The following is an 18,491-nucleotide window of genomic DNA, read 5'->3' as shown; positions in this document are numbered from 1 at the left end:
TTAATGTTGTTATTGTGTGCAAAGATGCGTCTCGTTACAACCTTAACGCCAATTAACGCTTTCGGGAGAATAGCTCATGAGTTTATTTGATAAAAAACATCTGGTTACTCAAGCAGATGCGTTACCAGGACGCAACACCCCGATGCCGATCGCCACTCTGCATGCGGTAAATGAACACTCTATGACCAATGTCCCTGCCGGGATGGAGATCGCCTACTTCGCTATGGGCTGTTTCTGGGGCGTAGAACGTTTATTCTGGCAATTGCCCGGCGTATATAGCACCGCGGCAGGGTATGCAGGCGGTTACACGCCTAATCCAACCTACCGGGAAGTCTGCTCCGGGCAGACCGGTCATGCCGAAGCGGTACGGATAGTGTACGATCCTGCCGTTATCAGTTATGAGCAGCTTTTACAGACCTTCTGGGAAAATCACGATCCGACGCAGGGGATGCAACAAGGTAACGATCACGGTACGCAATACCGTTCTGCGATTTATCCCTTAACGCCGGAACAGAATGCCGCCGCTCACGCCAGTCGCGAGCGCTTTCAGTCGGCAATGACCGCCGCCGGAGACCATCGCCCTATTACCACGGAAATCGCCCATGCGACGCCGTTTTACTACGCCGAAGATGAACACCAACAGTATCTGCACAAAAATCCATATGGTTACTGCGGGATTGGCGGGATCGGCGTTTGCCTGCCGCCTGACGCGTGACGACGCTGGCGTAGGGGGAACTTGTCGGAGTTGAAAATGAACCCTCTGGCGACTTTACAGTAGCTTACGCTATACTAGCCCTGAACTTATCGGCTCACTGCTACGAGCCGGTTTTCATTAAACGTTACCACACGGATTTATAAACTTCCCTTCCGAGGATCTGGCGTTTCGCCGGATAAGATATGTTAAACAGTATATTCATTATATTCTGCCTGATCGCTGTAAGTGCGTTCTTCTCCATCTCCGAGATCTCGCTTGCCGCATCACGTAAGATTAAACTTAAGTTATTAGCTGATGAAGGCAGTATCAACGCACAACGCGTATTGAAAATGCAGGAAAATCCCGGCATGTTTTTCACCGTTGTGCAAATTGGCCTGAACGCCGTCGCTATTCTTGGCGGTATCGTCGGCGATGCGGCATTTTCGCCCGCCTTTTCCGCCCTCTTCTCGCACTATATGTCGCCAGAACTCTCCGAGCAGCTGAGCTTTATTCTCTCTTTCTCGCTGGTGACGGGGCTGTTTATCCTGTTCGCGGATTTAACCCCGAAACGCATCGGTATGATTGCGCCAGAAGCTGTGGCTTTGCGTATCATCAACCCGATGCGCTTCTGCCTGTTCGTTTTTCGCCCGCTGGTGTGGCTGTTTAACGGCATGGCAAACAACATCTTCCGCCTGTTCAAAATTCCAATGGTGCGGAAAGACGACATTACTTCTGATGATATTTACGCAGTGGTGGAAGCCGGCGCGCTGGCGGGCGTCTTGCGCAAGCAAGAGCACGAACTAATTGAAAATGTGTTTGAACTTGAATCTCGCACCGTACCGTCTTCTATGACGTCGCGCGAAAGTATCATCTGGTTTGATCTGCACGAAGACGAACAAAGCCTGAAGAAAAAGGTCGCCGAACATCCGCACTCAAAATTTTTGGTGTGTAATGAAGATATCGACCACATCATCGGCTATGTAGACTCCAAAGATCTGCTGAATCGCGTGCTGGCTAACCAAAGTATGGCGCTGAATAGCGGCGTGCAAATTCGCAATACCTTGATTGTGCCGGATACGCTGACCCTTTCTGAGGCGCTGGAAAGTTTCAAAACGGCGGGCGAAGATTTCGCGGTCATTATGAATGAATACGCTCTGGTCGTCGGTATCATTACGCTGAACGATGTGATGACCACGCTAATGGGTGACCTGGTCGGCCAGGGACTGGAAGAGCAAATTGTGGCGCGCGATGAAAATTCCTGGCTGGTTGACGGCGGCACGCCGATTGACGACGTCATGCGCGTGCTGGATATCGATGAGTTTCCGCAATCCGGCAACTATGAAACCATTGGCGGCTTTATGATGTTTATGCTGCGCAAGATCCCAAAACGTACTGATTCGGTGAAGTTTTCCGGCTACAAATTTGAAGTGGTGGATATCGACAACTACCGTATCGATCAGTTGCTGGTGACGCGTCTCGACAATAAAAGCAACGTACCGGCGCCGAAACTGCCCGATGCGCAAGGTAAAGAAGACAGCGCGGCCTGAAATCCGTTTGCCAGAAACATCAACGGCTCCTGATTCAGGAGCCGTTTTTTTTTACTTTTTTAACCTACTGCATAGCACTTTTGGTTACGCCATCTCAGTTTGCAGACGCATAACCTGACGGTTAACTTCAGACATCACAGACAAGTGCTGCTTGTCTCTCACTTTTGGGATAAGAATCTTACCCTTATCGAACTCAAAAGCGCCAACATCCTTGATATATAACCGTCCACGGAACAGGATCTTCACGTACTTCGCCACCTGTAGCGGGTTGTAGCGTTGGAAAATTTTCATTGTTGTCTCCTGCAGAGTATTACGCCCTTGCGATGCCACAATCGGCCCAACAGTTTTAAGGCGCAAATTTTAATGCCATATGACTATAGACCATATCTACGTCGTTTCCAGTGTGCATAAGTATATTTACCTTTTGATTACAGTTATTCAGAATTATCTAAACATCAGCTCATTTTTCTCAGTATATGCCTTCATTTTTCACAGGAAGTGTGCGCCCGCCCGCAAACTGGCATCCCCTTTGCGGGAAAAAGCATCAATCGCACATATGATTAACTATCGGCCCAAAGTGGTCGGATCACCTGCAAAAAAATAAAGAAGGAATGACCATGACCTTACGTAAAATTCTGGCGATGTCGTGTCTGCTACTCCCCATAATGGCTTGTGCGCATAACCTTGAAGTTAACCAACGGGTGCCGCCGGTAGGCATTGCCGACCGTGGCGAACTGACGTTGAATAAAGATGAGTTTAGTTATAAAAACTGGAATAGCGCGCAGCTGGCGGGAAAAGTGCGCGTCCTGCTGCACATTGCGGGTCGAACGTCAGCGAAGGAAAAAAACGCCACGCTGATTGAAGCGATTAAATCAGCCAAGCTCCCGCATGACAGATACCAGACGACCACAATTGTGAACACCGATGATGCGATCCCAGGCTCCGGTATGTTCGTGCGTAGCAGTATAGAAAGTAATAAAAAGCTCTACCCGTGGTCGCAATTTATTGTCGACAGCAATGGCGTGGCGCGTAACGCCTGGCAATTAAAAGAAGAGGGGTCCGCCGTCATCGTGCTTGACAAAGACGGTCGGGTTCAATGGGTGAAAGATGGCGCGTTAACCCAGCAAGAGGTACAGCAGGTGGTCGACCTGCTGCATAAGCTCCTCAGTAAATAGTCACCCGGAAGCCGGGGTTAAGGAACGATTCACGAGGGGTATAGTCCAGCGTTTTTCCCTGCCAGTCGTGAACGTGCGCCCCGGCTGCAACGGCAATGGCATGACCTGCGGCAGTGTCCCAGACGCTGGTCGGCCCAAATCTGGGGTAAAGCTGCGCCTGGCCTTCCGCCACAAGGCAGAATTTCAGCGAGGAACCAATAGAGGTTGTCTGATGTTCGCCAAGCTGTTGGAGATATTCGGTGAGTTCATCATCCGTATGCGAACGGCTAATCACCACCAGCGGCGGGCGGGCATCCCGGACCTGAATCTGCTTACGCACCCCGCACTCCTCTTTCCAGGCCTTACCTTCCGCCGCGTAGTACATCACTTTCAGCACCGGCGCATAGACCACGCCCAACACCGGCTTGCCCTGCTCAATCAGCGCGATATTGACCGTGAATTCGCCATTGCGCTTGATGAACTCCTTGGTGCCGTCGAGCGGATCGACCAGCCAGTAACGCTGCCAGTGCTGGCGCACTTCCCAGGCGGGCGGATCCTCTTCTGAAAGCACCGGAATATCCGGCGTGAGCGTGCGTAACCCTTCGAGAATCACGGTATGTGCGGCGATATCCGCCGCAGTGACTGGAGAATCGTCCTGCTTGCGGGCGTACTCCATCGGTTTGGCTCCATCATAAACCTGCATAATGGCATCGCCCGCGTTCCGTGCAAGCTGGCATACTTGTTCTAACATTCTCCACCTCTTTATGACGGGGGCGTTAACTCGTTGTTTTACTTATACCCGATCGTTAAGGGTTCCGCCAACTGTGATACCGTCAGCGGTTTTGATAATAGCTTTCATGGCATGATTCACCTTTCTGTGAACACTCGCAAAAAATCGGCCGGATGGGGCGGTTTCGCCTTCTTCTGGCGACGGTTGGAACGATATCGGGTTTCACTGTTTGTCATCGCTATTTTTCACTATCCGGCTTTTCTATTGCGTTCTTAAAAGGTGCCTCTGATGATTAAGTTTAGTGCAACGCTTCTGGCTACGCTGATCGCCGCCAGCGTGAATGCGGCCACCGTCGATCTCCGTATCATGGAAACTACTGATTTACATAGCAACATGATGGATTTCGATTATTACAAGGATACCGCAACCGAAAAATTCGGATTGGTACGTACCGCAAGTTTGATTCATGCCGCCCGAAATGAAGTCAAAAACAGCGTGCTGGTGGATAACGGCGACCTGATTCAGGGGAGCCCTCTGGGCGATTATATGGCGGCAAAAGGGCTCAAAGACGGTGACGTTCACCCGGTCTATAAAGCGCTCAACACTCTGGATTACGCGGTTGGAAACCTCGGCAACCATGAGTTTAATTATGGTCTGGACTATCTGCATAACGCGCTGGCTGGCGCGAAATTCCCTTATGTTAACGCCAATATTATCGACGTTAAAACCCAAAAGCCGCTCTTTACGCCTTATCTGATTAAAGAGACGAGCGTTATTGATAAAGACGGCAACCCGCAAACTCTGAAAATCGGCTATATCGGCTTTGTTCCGCCGCAAATCATGATTTGGGATAAAGCGAACCTGAGCGGCAAAGTTACCGTCAATGACATTACGGAAACCGCCCGGAAATATGTGCCCGAAATGCGCGAGAAAGGCGCTGATATCGTGGTAGTCATTGCTCATTCAGGTCTTTCTGCCGATCCGTACCACAGCATGGCGGAAAACTCGGTTTATTACCTCAGCGAAGTTCCTGGCGTCGACGCGATTATGTTTGGCCACGCTCACGCCGTCTTCCCCGGTAAAGATTTTGCCGACATCAAAGGCGCGGATATCGCCAAAGGTACGCTTAACGGCATTCCTGCGGTAATGCCTGGCATGTGGGGCGACCATCTGGGAGTGGTCGATCTGGTGCTCAATAACGACAGCGGCAAATGGCAGGTTACGCAGGCGAAAGCGGAAGCGCGGCCTATCTATGACGCCGCCGCTAAAAAGTCGCTGGCGGCGGAAGACAGTAAGCTGGTCGGTATTCTGAAAGCCGATCACGATGCCACCCGCGAGTTTGTCAGCAAGCCCATCGGTAAATCCGCCGATAATATGTACAGTTATCTTGCTCTGGTGCAGGACGATCCTACCGTACAGGTGGTGAATAACGCGCAAAAAGCGTATGTGGAACACTTTATTCAGGGCGATCCGGATCTGGCGAAACTGCCGGTGCTGTCCGCCGCCGCGCCGTTTAAAGTTGGCGGGCGTAAGAACGATCCTGCCAGCTTTGTCGAGGTGGAAAAAGGCCAGTTGACCTTCCGTAACGCCGCCGATCTTTATCTCTATCCGAATACGCTGGTGGTGGTGAAAGCCAGCGGCAAGGAGGTAAAAGAGTGGCTGGAATGTTCTGCCGGACAATTTAATCAGATTGATATTCACAGCAACAAACCGCAATCGTTGATCAATTGGGATGGCTTTCGCACCTATAATTTCGATGTCATTGACGGCGTGAATTATCAAATCGATGTGTCACAGCCCGCCCGCTATGATGGCGAATGCCAGATGGTGAATCCGCAGGCGGAACGTATTAAAAACCTGACCTTTAACGGTAAGCCTGTCGACCCGAACGCTACGTTCCTGGTCGCCACGAATAACTATCGCGCTTACGGCGGCAAGTTTGCCGGCACGGGCGACAGCCATATCGCCTTTGCGTCTCCGGATGAAAATCGCGCCGTGCTGGCGGCATGGATTGGCGCAGAGTCAAAACGCGCGGGCGAAATCCATCCGGCGGCGGATAATAACTGGCGTCTGGCGCCAATCCACAGCGATACGGCGCTGGATATCCGCTTTGAAACATCGCCAGGCGATAAAGCCGCTGCCTTCATTAAAGCGAAAGGGCAGTATCCGATGAAGAAGGTTGCCGTCGATGATATCGGTTTTGCCATTTATCAGGTGGATTTAAGCAAGTAACGTGTGTCCCGTATGGCGCTGCGTTTATTCGGCCTGACTGGCAGGCCGAATAAAGCGCTAGCCGCCATCTGATAAACGTTCCCGCTGCGCCAATACCTGCGGCAAATTCAGTTCTATCCAGTCCGCCAGCGCGGCGACTTTATCACTCACCTGCTCGCCAAGCGGCGTCAGGCTGTACTCCACATGCGGCGGAACAACTGGATATGACACCCGGTTAAGAAATCCGTCCTGTTCAAGCGCCTGTAACGACTGCGCCAGCATCTTTTCACTCACGCCTCCCATCTTGCGGCGCAGGTCGCTAAAACGGTGTGTACCGTCGCGTAACGCCACCAGAATCAGTACGCCCCAGCGACTGGTGACATGTTTTAACACCTCACGGGACGGGCACTGTTCAGCAAAGAGATTGCCTTCACGCAACTGCCGGGAAAGAGTATGAGCGCGCATTGATACTTACCTTTTTGTACGTACTTACTAAAAGTAAGTTTAGGTGGTAGCGTAATAAAACACAAGACCAACACTGAGGAGTTCACCATGATTGCTATCACTGGCGCAACGGGCCAACTGGGCCAACACGTTATTGAAAACCTGCTAAAAACGACGCCCGCCAGCCACCTCGTCGCGATCGTCCGTAACCCGAAAAAAGCCGCCCCGCTCAGTCAGCGCGGGATTGCCGTTCGCCAGGCGGATTACGCTAACGAAGCCGCGCTGACCACCGCCTTACAGGGCGTTGATAAACTGCTGCTTATATCATCCAGCGAAGTGGGACAACGCACCGCGCAGCACCGCAACGTTATTCAGGCCGCCATTGCCGCGAAGGTGAAATTCATCGCCTATACCAGCCTGCTACATGCGGATAAATCGCCGCTGGCGCTCGCCGATGAACATATTGAAACGGAAAAGATGCTGGCTGAGTCAGGTATTCCTCACACGCTATTACGTAACGGCTGGTATACGGAAAACTACCTGGCGAGCGTCCCTGCCGCGCTGAAGCATGGCGTCTTTATTGGCGCGGCGGGAGAAGGGAAAATCGCCTCCGCAATGCGCGCTGACTATGCCGCCGCCGCCGCGCGCGTCATCCGTGAAGAGGGTCACGCCGGGAATGTCTACGAACTGGCGGGTGATGACGCCTGGACATTAAGCCAGTTGGCGGATGAACTTACTCATCAAAGCGGAAAAAAAATCGTCTACCAGAACCTGAGCGAAGTCGATTTTGCCGCCGCGCTGAAAGGCGCAGGCCTGCCTGACGGACTGGCGGATATGTTGGCCAATTCTGACGCTGGCGCGGCGAAAGGCGGCCTGTTTGATGACAGCCATACGCTGCGTAAACTCATCGGTCGCCCGACGACGACGCTCACAGAAAGCCTTCGCTCCGTACTGTAAATGTTAAAATTTAGTTAATTTATGTGGCATCCTCATAGACCTTCTCTGATAATGACGGAACGGTTTATGAGGAGAATCTGATGATTAGCGGCGTGCTATACGCCCTGCTGGCAGGGCTAATGTGGGGATTGATTTTCGTCGGCCCGTTAATCGTGCCGGATTACCCGGCCCTCTTACAGTCAATGGGACGCTATCTGGCGCTGGGGCTGATTGCCCTGCCGATTGCCTGGTTAGGCCGCACGCGGTTACGCCAGTTAACGCGCAAAGACTGGTCCACCGCCCTGTCGCTGACCCTGATGGGCAATGTAATCTATTACGCCTGCCTCGCCAGCGCCATTCAGCGAACCGGCGCGCCGGTGTCGACGATGATCATCGGGACATTGCCGGTCGTCATTCCGCTTTTCGCTAACGTTCTCTATAGCCAACGAGACGGCAGATTATCCTGGCGGCGTTTAGCGCCCGCGCTGGCGCTTATCGGTTTTGGCCTGCTGTGCGTCAATATTGCTGAACTTAGCCAGGGATTGTCCGATGTTAGCGGCTGGCGCTATGGTTCAGGCATTGTGCTGGCGCTGATTTCCGTAGCGTGCTGGGCATGGTATGCGCTGCGCAACGCCCGCTGGCTGCGGGAAAATCCCGACAAACATCCCATGATGTGGGCAACGGCGCAGGCGCTGGTTACGCTGCCGGTCTCGTTAATCGGCTATGCGGCGGTCTGTCTGTGGCTGAGTATCCAGAAACCGCTGTTTACCCTGCCCTTTGGCCCGCATCCCGCGCTGTTTATCGGTCTGATGATCGCCATCGCGGTGCTGTGTTCCTGGGTGGGCGCGCTGTGCTGGAATATCGCCAGCCAAAAATTGCCAACCGTTATTTTAGGGCCGCTGATTGTTTTTGAGACGTTGGCGGGACTGCTCTATACCTTCATTCTGCGCCAGGAAATCCCGCCATTCCTGACGTTAAGCGGCATTGCGCTCCTGGTGGCGGGCGTGGTCATTGCCGTGAGAGCGAAACCGGAAAAAGCGACCGTCGTTCCGGTCACGGAACGCTAATTTCATACTCGCTTAAATTATACGCACCCCGAAAGAGTTATAGCTTCGCCTTAAAGATGCATTTAAAATACAACTTATATTATTGCAAATGAGGTAACGGCTATGGCTTATCGCGATCAACCTTTAGGCGAACTGGCGCTCTCTATTCCCCGCGCATCGGCGCTGTTTCGCCAGTACGATATGGATTACTGCTGCGGCGGAAAACAGACGCTGGCGCGCGCCGCCGCGCGTCACGACGTCGATATTGACATCATAGAAGCGCAACTGGCGCAGTTGGCTGAACAGCCCATCGAAAAAGACTGGCGCGCCGTTCCGCTGGCGGACATTATTGACCATATCGTTGTTCGCTATCATGACCGACATCGCGAACAACTGCCGGAGCTTATTCTGCAGGCAACCAAAGTGGAACGCGTCCACGCGGATAAGCCAAACGTCCCACGCGGCCTGACAAAATATCTCACCGCGCTGCATGAAGAGCTTTCCAGCCATATGATGAAAGAAGAACAGATCCTGTTCCCCATGATCAAACAGGGTATGGGTCGCCAGGCAACGGGCCCGATAAGCGTAATGGAAAGCGAGCATGACGAGGCGGGAGAGCTGGTAGACGTCATCAAACACGTCACCAAAAATGTAACGCCGCCGCCAGAAGCCTGCACCACCTGGAAAGCGATGTATAACGGCATTAATGAGATGATTGATGATCTGATGGAGCACATCAGCCTGGAGAATAACGTGCTGTTCCCACGCGCGCTGGCCGGGGAATAATCGCCAGCCGGGCATTTTGCCGGATGGCGGCTGTAAACGGCGCCTTATCCGGCCTCCAAATCAACGTTACGCTGTAAGCCCGGTAAGCGCCAGCGCCACCGGGCAAAACAATTAACGCATTCCCGCCATCCGTTTCTTACCTATCAACAGCCAGCCCAGACCCAACGCGATAAACCACAGCGGCGTCACGATTAGCGCCTGGCGCGTATCGTCTTCCAGCGTCAGTAATACCAGCACGAATGCAAAGAACGCCATGCAGACCCAGCACATCAGCTTACCGAGCGGCATCTTATAGATGGATTTTTCATGCAGGTGGGGACGCTTTTTGCGGTACACCAGGTATGAACACAGAATGATGGTCCAGACAAACATAAACAGGATGGCCGAAACCGTAGTGATCATGGTGAATGCGCCAATCACGCTCGGGTTGACCATCAGCATAACCACGCCGCCCAGCAGGCAGATACAGGAGAAGGTCAGGCCTTTCGCCGGTACCGCGCGTTTCGATAGCTTAGCGAACGCTTTTGGCGCCACGCCTTCTTGCGCCAGGCCAAACAGCATACGGCTGGTCGAGAAGACGCCGCTGTTGGCGGAAGACGCCGCCGAGGTCAGCACGACAAAGTTGATCACGCTCGCAGCGGCAGGCAGACCCACCAGTACAAACAGCTCAACAAACGGGCTCTTATCCGGCACCACGGAACTCCACGGCGTCACCGACATAATGACAATCAGCGCAAAGACGTAGAACATGATGATACGGATCGGTATTGAGTTAATCGCGCGCGGCAGCGATTTTTCCGGATCTTTAGTTTCTGCGGCGGTAGTACCAACCAGCTCAATGCCCACGAAAGCGAACACTGCAATCTGGAAACCGGCAAAGAACCCGCTAATACCTTTCGGGAACCAGCCGCCGTCATTCCACAGATGCGCGAAAGACGCTTCAACGCCTGTCGGCGATTTAAAGTGCATCGCAATCATCACCAGCCCGACCACAATCAACGCCACAATGGCGACGATTTTGACCATAGCAAACCAAAATTCCATTTCACCAAACATTTTAACGGTGGCGAGGTTGAGGCTTAGCAGCAGGATCACTACCGCCAGCGAGGCGACCCAATCGGAAAGGCCGGGAAACCAGAACTGCGCGTAGGCGGTAATCGCCACCACGTCAGCCATACCGGTCACTACCCAGCAAAACCAGTACGTCCAGCCGGTGAAATATCCCGCCCAGGGGCCAAGCAGGTCGGAAGCAAAATCGCTAAACGATTTATATTCCAGATTCGAGAGCAGCAATTCCCCCATGGCGCGCATCACGAAAAAAAGCATAAAACCGATGATCATATACACAAAAATGATCGACGGTCCGGCGAGACTGATCGTTTTACCCGATCCCATAAACAGACCGGTACCAATAGCGCCGCCAATAGCGATAAGCTGTATATGACGGTTTGTAAGATTGCGCCGTAGCGACTGTTCAGCCGGAGCCTGTTCGTCGGCTGCGACTTTTACCTGATCTACCATGTTTTTCTTCCTGTACCTGTCTGTGTTGTGCGGGCTCTACGGCCTTTGGTCTATGATACGACGATCCTGTTATCAGGACTCATCGATATTAGGTAAGAATCGGCGGGATGAATACTAAGATTCAAATACAATGTTAATTTTATGTTTAAAATGAGTGTTATATCACTTTGATAATGCGAATTAGCTCACAAAAATACACGTAACGACGCCATTTGCAAAATAAAATATTGGCATCTGCTGAAGCCAGGGTTGCCGGATAAGGCGTTTACGCCATCATCCGGCAAACCCGGGGCGCTTACAGAATTTCCAGCAGTTCCACTTCAAACACCAGGGTGCTGAATGGCGGAATAGATGCCCCGGCCCCACGCTCGCCATAGGCCAGCTCCTGTGGGATAGTCAGTTCCCATTTGGAACCTACCGGCATCAGAGTCAGCGCTTCAATCCAGCCGGCGATCACGCCATTTACCGGGAATTCAGCCGGTTCGCCGCGCGCGACGGAGCTGTCAAATACGGTGCCATCAATAAGCTTACCGGTGTAATGCACGCGTACGCGGTCGGTACGCGCCGGAATCGCGCCTTCGCCCTGCGTCAGAACGCGGAACTGTAAACCAGACTCAGTACTGTTCACACCGTCTTTTTCGCGGTTTTCTTCCAGGTATTTCACGCCTTCGGCCGCCATCGCTTTGAAACGCTCACGACGCACCGCGTCCGCACGCTCATGAATTTCACGCAGCGCACGATGCACCACATCAACAGGAACCGCCGGGTGTTTACCTTCCAGCGCATCAGCAATGCCTGCAACCAGCGCTTCAGGCAACAGCCCTTCAAGACCGGATTCGCTGAGCTGCTGCCCTACCTGCAAACCAATGCCGTAGCTCGCTTGCGCTTCAATAGTGTCAAAAGTCGGGGTGGCCATTATTTTTCCTTCATCGGATATCAAAAAAGTAGCGGGCAGCATAACAGCCACGCTTCTTCTGGTAAAACTTTGTCTCAGGGAGGATGACAAATCGCAGGGAAAAAGAAACAATAGATTATCCGTATTGATGTCACGAAAGCGGATAGCACTACCAGTATCATAGCGTTAGCCATCTATACTCTATGATTAAGGAACGAGATGCGGAGCAGGAGGTAAACCATGCCCGGGCGCTTTGAATTAAAACCAACCCTGGCGAAAATCTGGCACGCGCCGGATAATTTTCGCATCATGGAACCGCTGCCGCCTATGCATCGTCGTGGCATTATCATTGCCGCTATCGTGCTGGTGATCGGTTTCCTGCTGCCCGCCAGCGAGACCAGCGACTCACCTGTCGTCACGCGGGAAGCGCAATTGGATCTGCAATCGCAATCACAGCCGCCGACGGAGGCCCAGCTTCAGGCGCAGCTGGTCGCGCCGCAAAACGATCCGGATCAGGTGGCGCCCGTTGCGCCGGAACCTATCCAGGAAGGCCAGCCGGAAGAACAAAACCAGCCGCAGACGCAGCCTTTCCAGCAGGATAGCGGCATCGGTCAACAGTGGCGCTCGTACCGGGTAGAGTCTGGTAAAACTCTGGCGCAACTGTTCCGTGACCACGGGCTGCCCCCGACAGACGTTTATGCAATGGCGCAGGTAGAAGGCGCTGGCAAGCCGCTGAGTAATCTCAAAAATGGTCAAATGATTAAAATTCGCCAGAATGCCAGCGGGGTGGTGACAGGTTTAACGATAGATGGCGATAACGGTCAACAGGTGCTGTTTACGCGTCAGCCTGACGGCAGTTTTATTCGCGCACAGTAACGCCGGCTGCGCCTTACCCCGTCTATACCCTATTCGTTCAGGTGAAGCATTACCGCTTCACCTTATTCACCCACCAAATCCCCGAACACACCAGCACCAGCGCAATCATGTATTTCCACTCCAATATATTCTCGCCGAGAAAAATAGCCGAAAGAGCCGCGCCAGAAACCGGGATCAGAAAGTTAAACGGCGCAATCATCCCCACGCGATTATATTTGAGTAAAATGCTCCATAGCGCAAAAGCGACCGACGAGAGCAGCGTCAGGTAGACTAAAATCGCCACCGACGAGAAGCCATGTATCGTCAGCGTACCGCCAAAAACGTAACCGCCAATGACCAGTACCAGACCGCCAATCCCCAATTGATAGCCAGTCATGACCATCGGATCGACCGTCTGCGAGAGACGTTTGCCATACAACGTGGCCGCAGAAAGAATAAACGCCGCCAGCACCACGGAGCCTTCTCCCGGCAGATTAAAGCTGAAATCCAGGCCGTTGCTGACGTTCACCACCATGACGCCCGCAAAGCCCAGAATACAGCCGAGCGTTTTGTTGTAGCTCAATCGGTCGTTCTGATAAATAAAGTGCGCCAGCAATACGCTGAAGAATGTGCCTGTCGCGTTCATGATTGAGCCTTTCACGCCGGAGGTGAACGCAAGGCCGATATAGAAAAAGAGATATTGCAGCGACGTCTGAGTCAGCCCCAGTAACGTCAACTGAGCAAACTGGCGCGGACGAAACCGACCAATCGGTTTACGCTGAAGCAGCGCGAACAGTAGTAGCAACCCACCCGCAAACAAAAAACGATAACCAGCAAAAACAATTTTAGAAGGGATATCATCGGTGGCTATCTGAAAGAGGTCATAACCGCTTTTGATGGCTGGATAAGCGCTGCCCCATAGCAAGCAACAAAATGCGGCACACACATAAACGACGTTTTTGCGGGCAAACGGGGAGGCCTGGCGTTGGGTATCCATTCTTTCACCAAGAAATTAAAATAATGTTTTATTTTTGATTATCGCGAAAAGAGGGGGAGATAGCCAGTCGAAAAGCGATGGGGTTAAAAAAGCAAAACGTCGGCGCTGGGCCGACGTTTCGTTGCTAGCAAAAACGAGAATGCCTGATTACTCAGCAACCACGTTGATGATAACTTTTGCGAATACTTCGCTGTGAACCTGGAAGTTCACTTCGTGTTCGCCAGTGGTACGCAGAACGCCGTTCGGCAGACGAACTTCGCTCTTAGCCACGTCAACGCCAGCCGCAGTCACAGCGTCAGCGATGTCGCGAGTACCGATGGAACCGAACAGTTTACCTTCGTCGCCTGCTTTAGACGCGATAGTAACGGTTTCCAGGGCGTTGATTTTCTCTGCGCGTGCATTTGCAGCAGCCAGAACGTCAGCCAGTTTAGCTTCCAGTTCAGCGCGACGTGCTTCGAAGTATTCAACGTTTTTCTTGGTAGCCGGAACAGCTTTACCCTTTGGTACCAGGAAGTTACGAGCATAGCCCGCTTTAACGTTAACCTGATCACCCAGGCTACCCAGGTTTGCTACTTTATCAAGCAGAATAACTTGCATTACCTTATCCTCTCAAAGTCGTATTAATGGACCGTGACCGATTACTGATGGCGATCAGTGTACGGCAGCAGAGACAGGTAGCGAGCGCGTTTGATAGCGCGAGCCAGCTGACGCTGGTATTTTGCACGGGTACCGGTGATACGGCTTGGGACAATCTTACCGCTTTCGGTGATGTAGTTTTTCAGCGTAGCGATATCTTTATAGTCGATCTCTTGAACGCCTTCCGCGGTGAAACGGCAGAACTTGCGACGACGGAAATAACGTGCCATATGGCTAGTCTCCAGAATCTATCAATTCAATCTGCTCGGCATGCAGAACCATTTTGCTCAGACCGTTCTTTGCCTTGTGGCAAGAAATAAACCCCTGAACGGTTATGCGGCTGCCGACCGTTATACTGTGAGTAATGGCCTGGTTTTCGTGTCCGCTAACAATAACGGGCATTTGGCACCACGCCTGCCGGTGAAAGCCGGCTTCCTCTTGCACAGAACGATGCTCAAGCACGAACTGGCAATGCGGAATTCCTGATGGACTGACCTTTCGAAGGGGGGCCCTGCACACGGTGCCGGACAACGCCAGACGGTTGGTCATCAGAAATTACTCTTCAGAATCCCCAGCTTCAGCATCATCTGCGGTTTCGTTAGCGAAATCATCGCGACGCTCACGGCGCTCGTCTTTCGCTTTAACCATCGGAGAAGCTTCGGTAACAGCGTGCTTAGTACGCATAACCATGCTGCGGATAACGGCATCGTTGAAGCGGAAGGTAGTTTCCAGCTCATCGATCACTTCCTGCGGCGCTTCAACGTTCATCAGAACGTAGTGCGCTTTGTGCAGTTTGTTGATCGGGTAAGCCAGCTGACGGCGGCCCCAGTCTTCCAGACGGTGGATCTTGCCTTCTGCGCCAGTGATGGCGGCAGAGTAACGCTCGATCATACCCGGAACCTGTTCGCTCTGGTCAGGATGGACCATAAAAACGATTTCGTAATGACGCATCGAATTGCTCCTTACGGATTATTCAGCCTCCTGTCTGGGTCAGCCGCGGCCCATGGAGGCAAGGAACGTGTTAAAGGTCGGCTGAAAAATGACGCGTTATAATACTGGCGCCTGCGGGCAAACTCAAGGTGATTGTACAATTATTTATCGTGCCGAACGTAACGCCTGTCCCGTCACATTTTGCTGCTGAGATATTAACTTCATATCGCATGCCACTATAAACGGCCTGTTGCGGCAGAGAAATTGACACTGTGGTCAGCGCACTTTTTTGCCACACAGGATTTCTTAAACATGGCGGCATACATCAATGGGTTGTTAATCAGGTAAAAAGCGACAATGCGATAATTTTTTGAACAACAGCATCAGAAAAGGTCGCCATCTCTGCGGCGGGTTATGGTTAAAATTAAACCAGAAGCGATTCACTAAAGGGGGATATCGCCAACCAGACCGCGCTGCTGAGGAGGTACTCTATGCGAGCCCGGATAATGTTATTTCTGGCTGCGCTTTTGCCTGGCATAACGGCAACGGCAGCCGTCGAGTTAAATAATCATCAGGCCAGAAATATGGATGATGTGCGCAGCTTAGGCGTAATCTACATCAACCATAACTTCGCCACGGAAAGTGAAGCCAATCTGGCGCTGAATGAAGAGGCCGACGTGCGAAACGCAATGTATTATCACGTCATACTTATCCGGGAACCGGGTAGCAACGGCAATATACACGCCAGCGCGAATATTTATCGCTAGCATCAGGAAAACCAACGAAAAAGCCATAGTTGATTTGCCCCCTGAGCAGGGGGCTTTTTTCGCGGAAAGATGGCTCCGGAATTAGACCTGTGACATCCCGATAATATTCACATTCCGGAGCTCATACTTCACTTCTGCCCGTAATACGCATTCGGGCCATGCTTACGCATGAAGTGTTTATTCATCAGATAATCGTCGATGGGATTCAGCGCCGGGTTAATACCGCGCGCAATCCACGCCATTCGCGCCACTTCCTCCATGACGACCGCGTTATGTACCGCATCGTGCGCATCTTTCCCCCAGGCGAACGGCCCGTGTTGATACACGACAATACCTGGCGTATGCAGCGGTTCCACCTCGCCCAGCGTTTCGATGATCACCTTGCCGGTGTTCAGCTCGTACTCGCCCTGCACTTCTTCTTCGCTTAACGCTCTGGTACAAGGAATATCGCCAAAGAAATAGTCCGCGTGCGTGGTGCCGAGCGCTGGAATAGCCATCCCCGCCTGCGCCCATGCCGTGGCGTGGGTGGAGTGGGTATGAACGACGCCGCCAAGCGACGGATAGCGTTGATACAGCGCCAGATGGGTAGCGGTATCGGAAGAAGGACGATAACGTCCCTCCACCACTTTGCCATCCATATCCACCACCACCATGTCATCTACCTTCATGGTTTCATAGGCGACACCGCTTGGCTTAATCACCACCAGCCCGCGTTCGCGATCGATAGCGCTGACGTTGCCCCAGGTAAAGGTCACCAGCCCATAACGGGGCAAATCCATGTTAGCGTCAAATACCTGCTGCTTGAGCTTTTGCATTAGGCTGCCTCCACCAGACCGGCGCTGGCCATGCGCGCTTTCACCCAGTCACGCGCTTTCGCTACCTCTGCCGCCGGGTTCTCTGCTGTTTCGCTCCACATCTCAATCAGATAGGGCCCGCAATAGCCACTCTGTTTGAGCGTTTCGAAGCAGCGTTCGAAATCGACAACGCCTTCGCCAAACGGCACATTTTTGAACACGCCGGGTTTAGTATCTTTGACGTGTACCGCGACGATATGCCCGATTCCCGCCTGTAGCTCCATCTGTACGTCGTTATCCCAGGCAGACAGATTGCCGATATCTGGATAGAGCTGGAACCACGGGTTATTGAGGTAGTGAGCATAGCCCAGCGCTTTACTGATGGAATTCATCAGCGGGTAGTCCATGATCTCCATCGCCAGTGTCACCTGGGCGCGGCTGGCCATATCAACGCTCTCTTTTAACCCATCGCGGAAGCGGCAACGCGTTTCGTCGTTGGCCTGCTGATAGTAAACGTCGTACCCCGCCAGTTGAATGACGCGAATCCCGACGTCCTGCGCAAACTGAATCGCTTTACGCATAATCTCCAGCCCCTGCGCCCGTATCGCGTCATCTTCGCTACCGAGCGGAAAACGACGATGCGCGCTCAGACACATGGACGGCACACGCACGCCGGTTTCAGCAACCGCGCTCACCAGCGCCAGGCGCTGCTCGCGACTCCAGTCGAGCCGCGCCAGTCGGGCGTCGGTCTCGTCCACCGACATTTCAACGAAGTCAAAACCCAGCGTTTTCGCCAGCCGCAGGCGCTCCAGCCAGCACTCCCCGGCAGGGAGCGCTTTTTCATAGATGCCGAGCGGAATTTGTTTCGACAGCATAGCCGCTCCTTAGCCCCACAGTTGGGCAATGGAGCGTTTGAACTGCCGTGCGGCTTCTACCGGCGATTCGGCATCGCGAATGCTGCGCCCCGCGATAAAGACATGGATCGGAATGCCTTTGAACAGCGGCAGGTCTTCCAGCGCCAGTCCGCCGGTCACGGTCACTTTAAAGCCCATATCGGACAGCCGCTTAATCGCGGTAATATCCGCCTCGCCCCACGCCACGCCTGCCGCCTGCGCGTCACGGCTGCGGTGATAAACCACTTGCTGAATACCCGCATCACGCCACTGCTGCGCCTGTTCCCAGGTCCAGTAACCGGTCAGTTCGATCTGCACGTCGCCGTTGAACTCTTTCGCCACATCCAGCGCGCCTTTTGCGGTGTTGATATCCGCACAGCAAATCACGGTCACCCAGTCCGCGTTGGCTTCGAAACACATACGGGAGAGGATTTTACCGGCATCGGCAATTTTGGCGTCCGCCAGCACGATTTTGTGCGGGTAAAGCGCTTTCAGGTCGCGAACCGCACGCACGCCTTCGCCCACGCACAGAATGGTGCCCACTTCGATAATGTCGACTTCTTCGGCAATCAGGCGAGTGGTTTCATAGGCGCTATCCATAGTCTGGTTGTCCAGCGCGACCTGCAACATTGGTAATGACATTTTCAATTCCTTC

At 52.9% G+C, this 18,491-nt stretch carries 23 protein-coding genes and 26 other annotated features; of the genes, 9 read left to right on the top strand and 14 right to left on the bottom strand.

Features of this window, described 5'->3' with window-relative positions; all coding sequences use genetic code 11:
• The first annotated feature begins 65 nt into the window (after positions 1 to 65).
• Positions 66 to 71, top strand: a ribosome-binding site (putative RBS for msrA; RegulonDB:STMS1H004293).
• Together msrA and ytfL are read left to right on the top strand one after the other, a co-directional pair.
• Positions 66 to 715 (top strand): peptide methionine sulfoxide reductase gene (gene msrA, locus STM4408; protein NP_463269.1). Within the gene, positions 77 to 715 belong to an annotated coding region; the region does not span the whole gene. (Overlaps the previous feature by 6 nt.)
• Positions 716 to 886: 171 nt before the next feature.
• Positions 887 to 892: a ribosome-binding site (putative RBS for ytfL; RegulonDB:STMS1H004292), on the top strand.
• Positions 887 to 2,241 (top strand): putative hemolysin-related protein gene (gene ytfL / locus STM4407; RefSeq protein NP_463268.1). Within the gene, positions 898 to 2,241 belong to an annotated coding region; the region does not span the whole gene. Its footprint overlaps the feature before it by 6 nt.
• A gap of 84 nt (positions 2,242 to 2,325) precedes the next feature.
• On the opposite strand, the gene ytfK is transcribed toward ytfL, so the two are convergent.
• Positions 2,326 to 2,611, bottom strand: a protein-coding gene (ytfK, locus tag STM4406; protein NP_463267.3) for a putative cytoplasmic protein. Within the gene, positions 2,326 to 2,598 belong to an annotated coding region; the region does not span the whole gene.
• Positions 2,606 to 2,611: a ribosome-binding site (putative RBS for ytfK; RegulonDB:STMS1H004291), on the bottom strand. It overlaps the preceding gene by 6 nt.
• 236 nt (positions 2,612 to 2,847) lie before the next feature.
• Positions 2,848 to 2,853 (top strand) — a ribosome-binding site (putative RBS for ytfJ; RegulonDB:STMS1H004290).
• On the opposite strand from ytfK, the gene ytfJ reads away from it, so the two are divergent.
• Positions 2,848 to 3,416 (top strand): putative transcriptional regulator gene (gene ytfJ, locus STM4405; RefSeq protein NP_463266.1). Within the gene, positions 2,859 to 3,416 belong to an annotated coding region; the region does not span the whole gene. (Overlaps the previous feature by 6 nt.)
• On the opposite strand, the gene cysQ is transcribed toward ytfJ, so the two are convergent.
• The gene (gene cysQ / locus STM4404; RefSeq protein ID NP_463265.1) for a CysQ protein occupies positions 3,406 to 4,156 on the bottom strand. Within the gene, positions 3,406 to 4,146 belong to an annotated coding region; the region does not span the whole gene. The genes ytfJ and cysQ overlap by 11 nt on opposite strands.
• Positions 4,151 to 4,156 (bottom strand) — a ribosome-binding site (putative RBS for cysQ; RegulonDB:STMS1H004289). Its footprint overlaps the gene before it by 6 nt.
• Positions 4,157 to 4,270: 114 nt before the next feature.
• Positions 4,271 to 4,291, top strand: a protein binding site (putative binding site for CRP, RegulonDB: STMS1H000061).
• A 51-nt stretch (positions 4,292 to 4,342) separates the two neighbouring features.
• Positions 4,343 to 4,351: a -35 signal (putative -35_signal for cpdB; RegulonDB:STMLTH004673), on the top strand.
• Between cysQ and cpdB the strand changes: the two genes are divergently transcribed.
• Positions 4,343 to 6,357 (top strand): 2',3'-cyclic-nucleotide 2'-phosphodiesterase gene (gene cpdB, locus STM4403; RefSeq protein ID NP_463264.1). Within the gene, positions 4,414 to 6,357 belong to an annotated coding region; the region does not span the whole gene. Its footprint overlaps the feature before it by 9 nt.
• Positions 4,362 to 4,370, top strand: a -10 signal (putative -10_signal for cpdB; RegulonDB:STMLTH004673). Its footprint overlaps the gene before it by 9 nt.
• Positions 4,402 to 4,407: a ribosome-binding site (putative RBS for cpdB; RegulonDB:STMS1H004288), on the top strand.
• Positions 6,358 to 6,414: 57 nt before the next feature.
• On the opposite strand, the gene ytfH is transcribed toward cpdB, so the two are convergent.
• The gene (gene ytfH / locus STM4402) for a putative transcriptional regulator (RefSeq protein NP_463263.1) occupies positions 6,415 to 6,814 on the bottom strand. Within the gene, positions 6,415 to 6,801 belong to an annotated coding region; the region does not span the whole gene.
• Positions 6,809 to 6,814, bottom strand: a ribosome-binding site (putative RBS for ytfH; RegulonDB:STMS1H004287). (Overlaps the previous gene by 6 nt.)
• A 62-nt stretch (positions 6,815 to 6,876) precedes the next feature.
• Positions 6,877 to 6,882 (top strand) — a ribosome-binding site (putative RBS for ytfG; RegulonDB:STMS1H004286).
• Between ytfH and ytfG the strand changes: the two genes are divergently transcribed.
• The 3 genes from ytfG to ytfE all read left to right on the top strand — a co-directional run bounded on the left by ytfG (position 6,877) and on the right by ytfE (position 9,548).
• Positions 6,877 to 7,737 (top strand): putative reductase gene (gene ytfG, locus STM4401; protein ID NP_463262.1). Within the gene, positions 6,889 to 7,737 belong to an annotated coding region; the region does not span the whole gene. Its footprint overlaps the feature before it by 6 nt.
• Positions 7,738 to 7,805: 68 nt before the next feature.
• Positions 7,806 to 7,811: a ribosome-binding site (putative RBS for ytfF; RegulonDB:STMS1H004285), on the top strand.
• Positions 7,806 to 8,783 (top strand): putative cationic amino acid transporter gene (gene ytfF, locus STM4400; RefSeq protein NP_463261.1). Within the gene, positions 7,818 to 8,783 belong to an annotated coding region; the region does not span the whole gene. (Overlaps the previous feature by 6 nt.)
• Positions 8,784 to 8,873: 90 nt before the next feature.
• Positions 8,874 to 8,879, top strand: a ribosome-binding site (putative RBS for ytfE; RegulonDB:STMS1H004284).
• Positions 8,874 to 9,548 (top strand): putative cell morphogenesis gene (ytfE, locus tag STM4399; RefSeq protein ID NP_463260.1). Within the gene, positions 8,886 to 9,548 belong to an annotated coding region; the region does not span the whole gene. (Overlaps the previous feature by 6 nt.)
• Before the next feature lie 111 nt (positions 9,549 to 9,659).
• Here the strand turns inward: ytfE and cycA are convergent.
• The gene (gene cycA / locus STM4398; protein ID NP_463259.1) for an APC family D-alanine/D-serine/glycine transport protein occupies positions 9,660 to 11,082 on the bottom strand. Within the gene, positions 9,660 to 11,069 belong to an annotated coding region; the region does not span the whole gene.
• Positions 11,077 to 11,082, bottom strand: a ribosome-binding site (putative RBS for cycA; RegulonDB:STMS1H004283). (Overlaps the previous gene by 6 nt.)
• Before the next feature lie 282 nt (positions 11,083 to 11,364).
• Positions 11,365 to 12,046 (bottom strand): FKBP-type 22KD peptidyl-prolyl cis-trans isomerase gene (gene fklB / locus STM4397; RefSeq protein ID NP_463258.3). Within the gene, positions 11,365 to 12,027 belong to an annotated coding region; the region does not span the whole gene.
• Positions 12,041 to 12,046: a ribosome-binding site (putative RBS for fklB; RegulonDB:STMS1H004282), on the bottom strand. It overlaps the preceding gene by 6 nt.
• A 145-nt stretch (positions 12,047 to 12,191) precedes the next feature.
• Positions 12,192 to 12,197: a ribosome-binding site (putative RBS for ytfB; RegulonDB:STMS1H004281), on the top strand.
• Here fklB and ytfB point away from each other — a divergent pair.
• The gene (ytfB, locus tag STM4396; RefSeq protein ID NP_463257.1) for a putative cell envelope opacity-associated protein A occupies positions 12,192 to 12,840 on the top strand. Within the gene, positions 12,205 to 12,840 belong to an annotated coding region; the region does not span the whole gene. Its footprint overlaps the feature before it by 6 nt.
• Positions 12,841 to 12,889: 49 nt before the next feature.
• Here the strand turns inward: ytfB and yifZ are convergent.
• The 6 genes from yifZ to STM4390 all read right to left on the bottom strand — a co-directional run bounded on the left by yifZ (position 12,890) and on the right by STM4390 (position 15,684).
• Positions 12,890 to 13,827 (bottom strand): putative permease gene (gene yifZ / locus STM4395; protein NP_463256.1). Within the gene, positions 12,890 to 13,816 belong to an annotated coding region; the region does not span the whole gene.
• Positions 13,822 to 13,827: a ribosome-binding site (putative RBS for yifZ; RegulonDB:STMS1H004280), on the bottom strand. (Overlaps the previous gene by 6 nt.)
• Before the next feature lie 136 nt (positions 13,828 to 13,963).
• Positions 13,964 to 14,425 (bottom strand): 50S ribosomal subunit protein L9 gene (rplI, locus tag STM4394; protein ID NP_463255.1). Within the gene, positions 13,964 to 14,413 belong to an annotated coding region; the region does not span the whole gene.
• Positions 14,420 to 14,425, bottom strand: a ribosome-binding site (putative RBS for rplI; RegulonDB:STMS1H004279). (Overlaps the previous gene by 6 nt.)
• 29 nt (positions 14,426 to 14,454) lie before the next feature.
• Positions 14,455 to 14,697 (bottom strand): 30S ribosomal subunit protein S18 gene (gene rpsR, locus STM4393; protein NP_463254.2). Within the gene, positions 14,455 to 14,682 belong to an annotated coding region; the region does not span the whole gene.
• Positions 14,687 to 15,018, bottom strand: a protein-coding gene (priB, locus tag STM4392; RefSeq protein ID NP_463253.1) for a primosomal replication protein N. Within the gene, positions 14,687 to 15,001 belong to an annotated coding region; the region does not span the whole gene. Before priB ends, rpsR begins: the two co-directional genes overlap by 11 nt.
• Positions 14,692 to 14,697 (bottom strand) — a ribosome-binding site (putative RBS for rpsR; RegulonDB:STMS1H004278). Its footprint overlaps the gene before it by 6 nt.
• The gene (rpsF, locus tag STM4391) for a 30S ribosomal subunit protein S6 (RefSeq protein NP_463252.1) occupies positions 15,008 to 15,416 on the bottom strand. Within the gene, positions 15,008 to 15,403 belong to an annotated coding region; the region does not span the whole gene. Before rpsF ends, priB begins: the two co-directional genes overlap by 11 nt.
• Positions 15,013 to 15,018, bottom strand: a ribosome-binding site (putative RBS for priB; RegulonDB:STMS1H004277). (Overlaps the previous gene by 6 nt.)
• Positions 15,411 to 15,416, bottom strand: a ribosome-binding site (putative RBS for rpsF; RegulonDB:STMS1H004276). Its footprint lies within the gene rpsF.
• A gap of 57 nt (positions 15,417 to 15,473) precedes the next feature.
• The gene (locus STM4390) for a putative cytoplasmic protein (RefSeq protein NP_463251.1) occupies positions 15,474 to 15,684 on the bottom strand. Within the gene, positions 15,474 to 15,680 belong to an annotated coding region; the region does not span the whole gene.
• Positions 15,679 to 15,684 (bottom strand) — a ribosome-binding site (putative RBS for STM4390; RegulonDB:STMS1H004275). It overlaps the preceding gene by 6 nt.
• A 176-nt stretch (positions 15,685 to 15,860) precedes the next feature.
• Positions 15,861 to 15,866 (top strand) — a ribosome-binding site (putative RBS for yjfY; RegulonDB:STMS1H004274).
• Here STM4390 and yjfY point away from each other — a divergent pair.
• Positions 15,861 to 16,149, top strand: a protein-coding gene (yjfY, locus tag STM4389; protein NP_463250.1) for a putative outer membrane protein. Within the gene, positions 15,874 to 16,149 belong to an annotated coding region; the region does not span the whole gene. (Overlaps the previous feature by 6 nt.)
• A gap of 128 nt (positions 16,150 to 16,277) precedes the next feature.
• Here the strand turns inward: yjfY and sgaE are convergent.
• The 3 genes from sgaE to sgaH form a co-directional block, all read right to left on the bottom strand.
• Positions 16,278 to 16,978 (bottom strand): putative L-ribulose 5-phosphate 4-epimerase gene (gene sgaE / locus STM4388; RefSeq protein ID NP_463249.1). Within the gene, positions 16,278 to 16,964 belong to an annotated coding region; the region does not span the whole gene.
• Positions 16,964 to 17,829, bottom strand: a protein-coding gene (gene sgaU, locus STM4387; RefSeq protein NP_463248.1) for a putative hexulose-6-phosphate isomerase. Within the gene, positions 16,964 to 17,818 belong to an annotated coding region; the region does not span the whole gene. The genes sgaE and sgaU overlap by 15 nt, the downstream gene beginning before the upstream one ends.
• Positions 16,973 to 16,978: a ribosome-binding site (putative RBS for sgaE; RegulonDB:STMS1H004273), on the bottom strand. Its footprint overlaps the gene before it by 6 nt.
• Positions 17,824 to 17,829: a ribosome-binding site (putative RBS for sgaU; RegulonDB:STMS1H004272), on the bottom strand. Its footprint lies within the gene sgaU.
• Positions 17,828 to 18,490, bottom strand: a protein-coding gene (gene sgaH / locus STM4386; protein NP_463247.1) for an arabino hexulose phosphate formaldehyde lyase. Within the gene, positions 17,828 to 18,478 belong to an annotated coding region; the region does not span the whole gene. Before sgaH ends, sgaU begins: the two co-directional genes overlap by 2 nt.
• Positions 18,485 to 18,490, bottom strand: a ribosome-binding site (putative RBS for sgaH; RegulonDB:STMS1H004271). It overlaps the preceding gene by 6 nt.
• Position 18,491: the final 1 nt, after the last annotated feature.

The sequence above is a fragment of the Salmonella enterica subsp. enterica serovar Typhimurium str. LT2 genome, from assembly GCF_000006945.2.
Lineage (GTDB): Bacteria > Pseudomonadota > Gammaproteobacteria > Enterobacterales > Enterobacteriaceae > Salmonella > Salmonella enterica.
The sequence above is the reverse complement of the archived record's forward strand: the minus strand, read 5'-3'. Positions and strand labels throughout refer to the sequence as shown.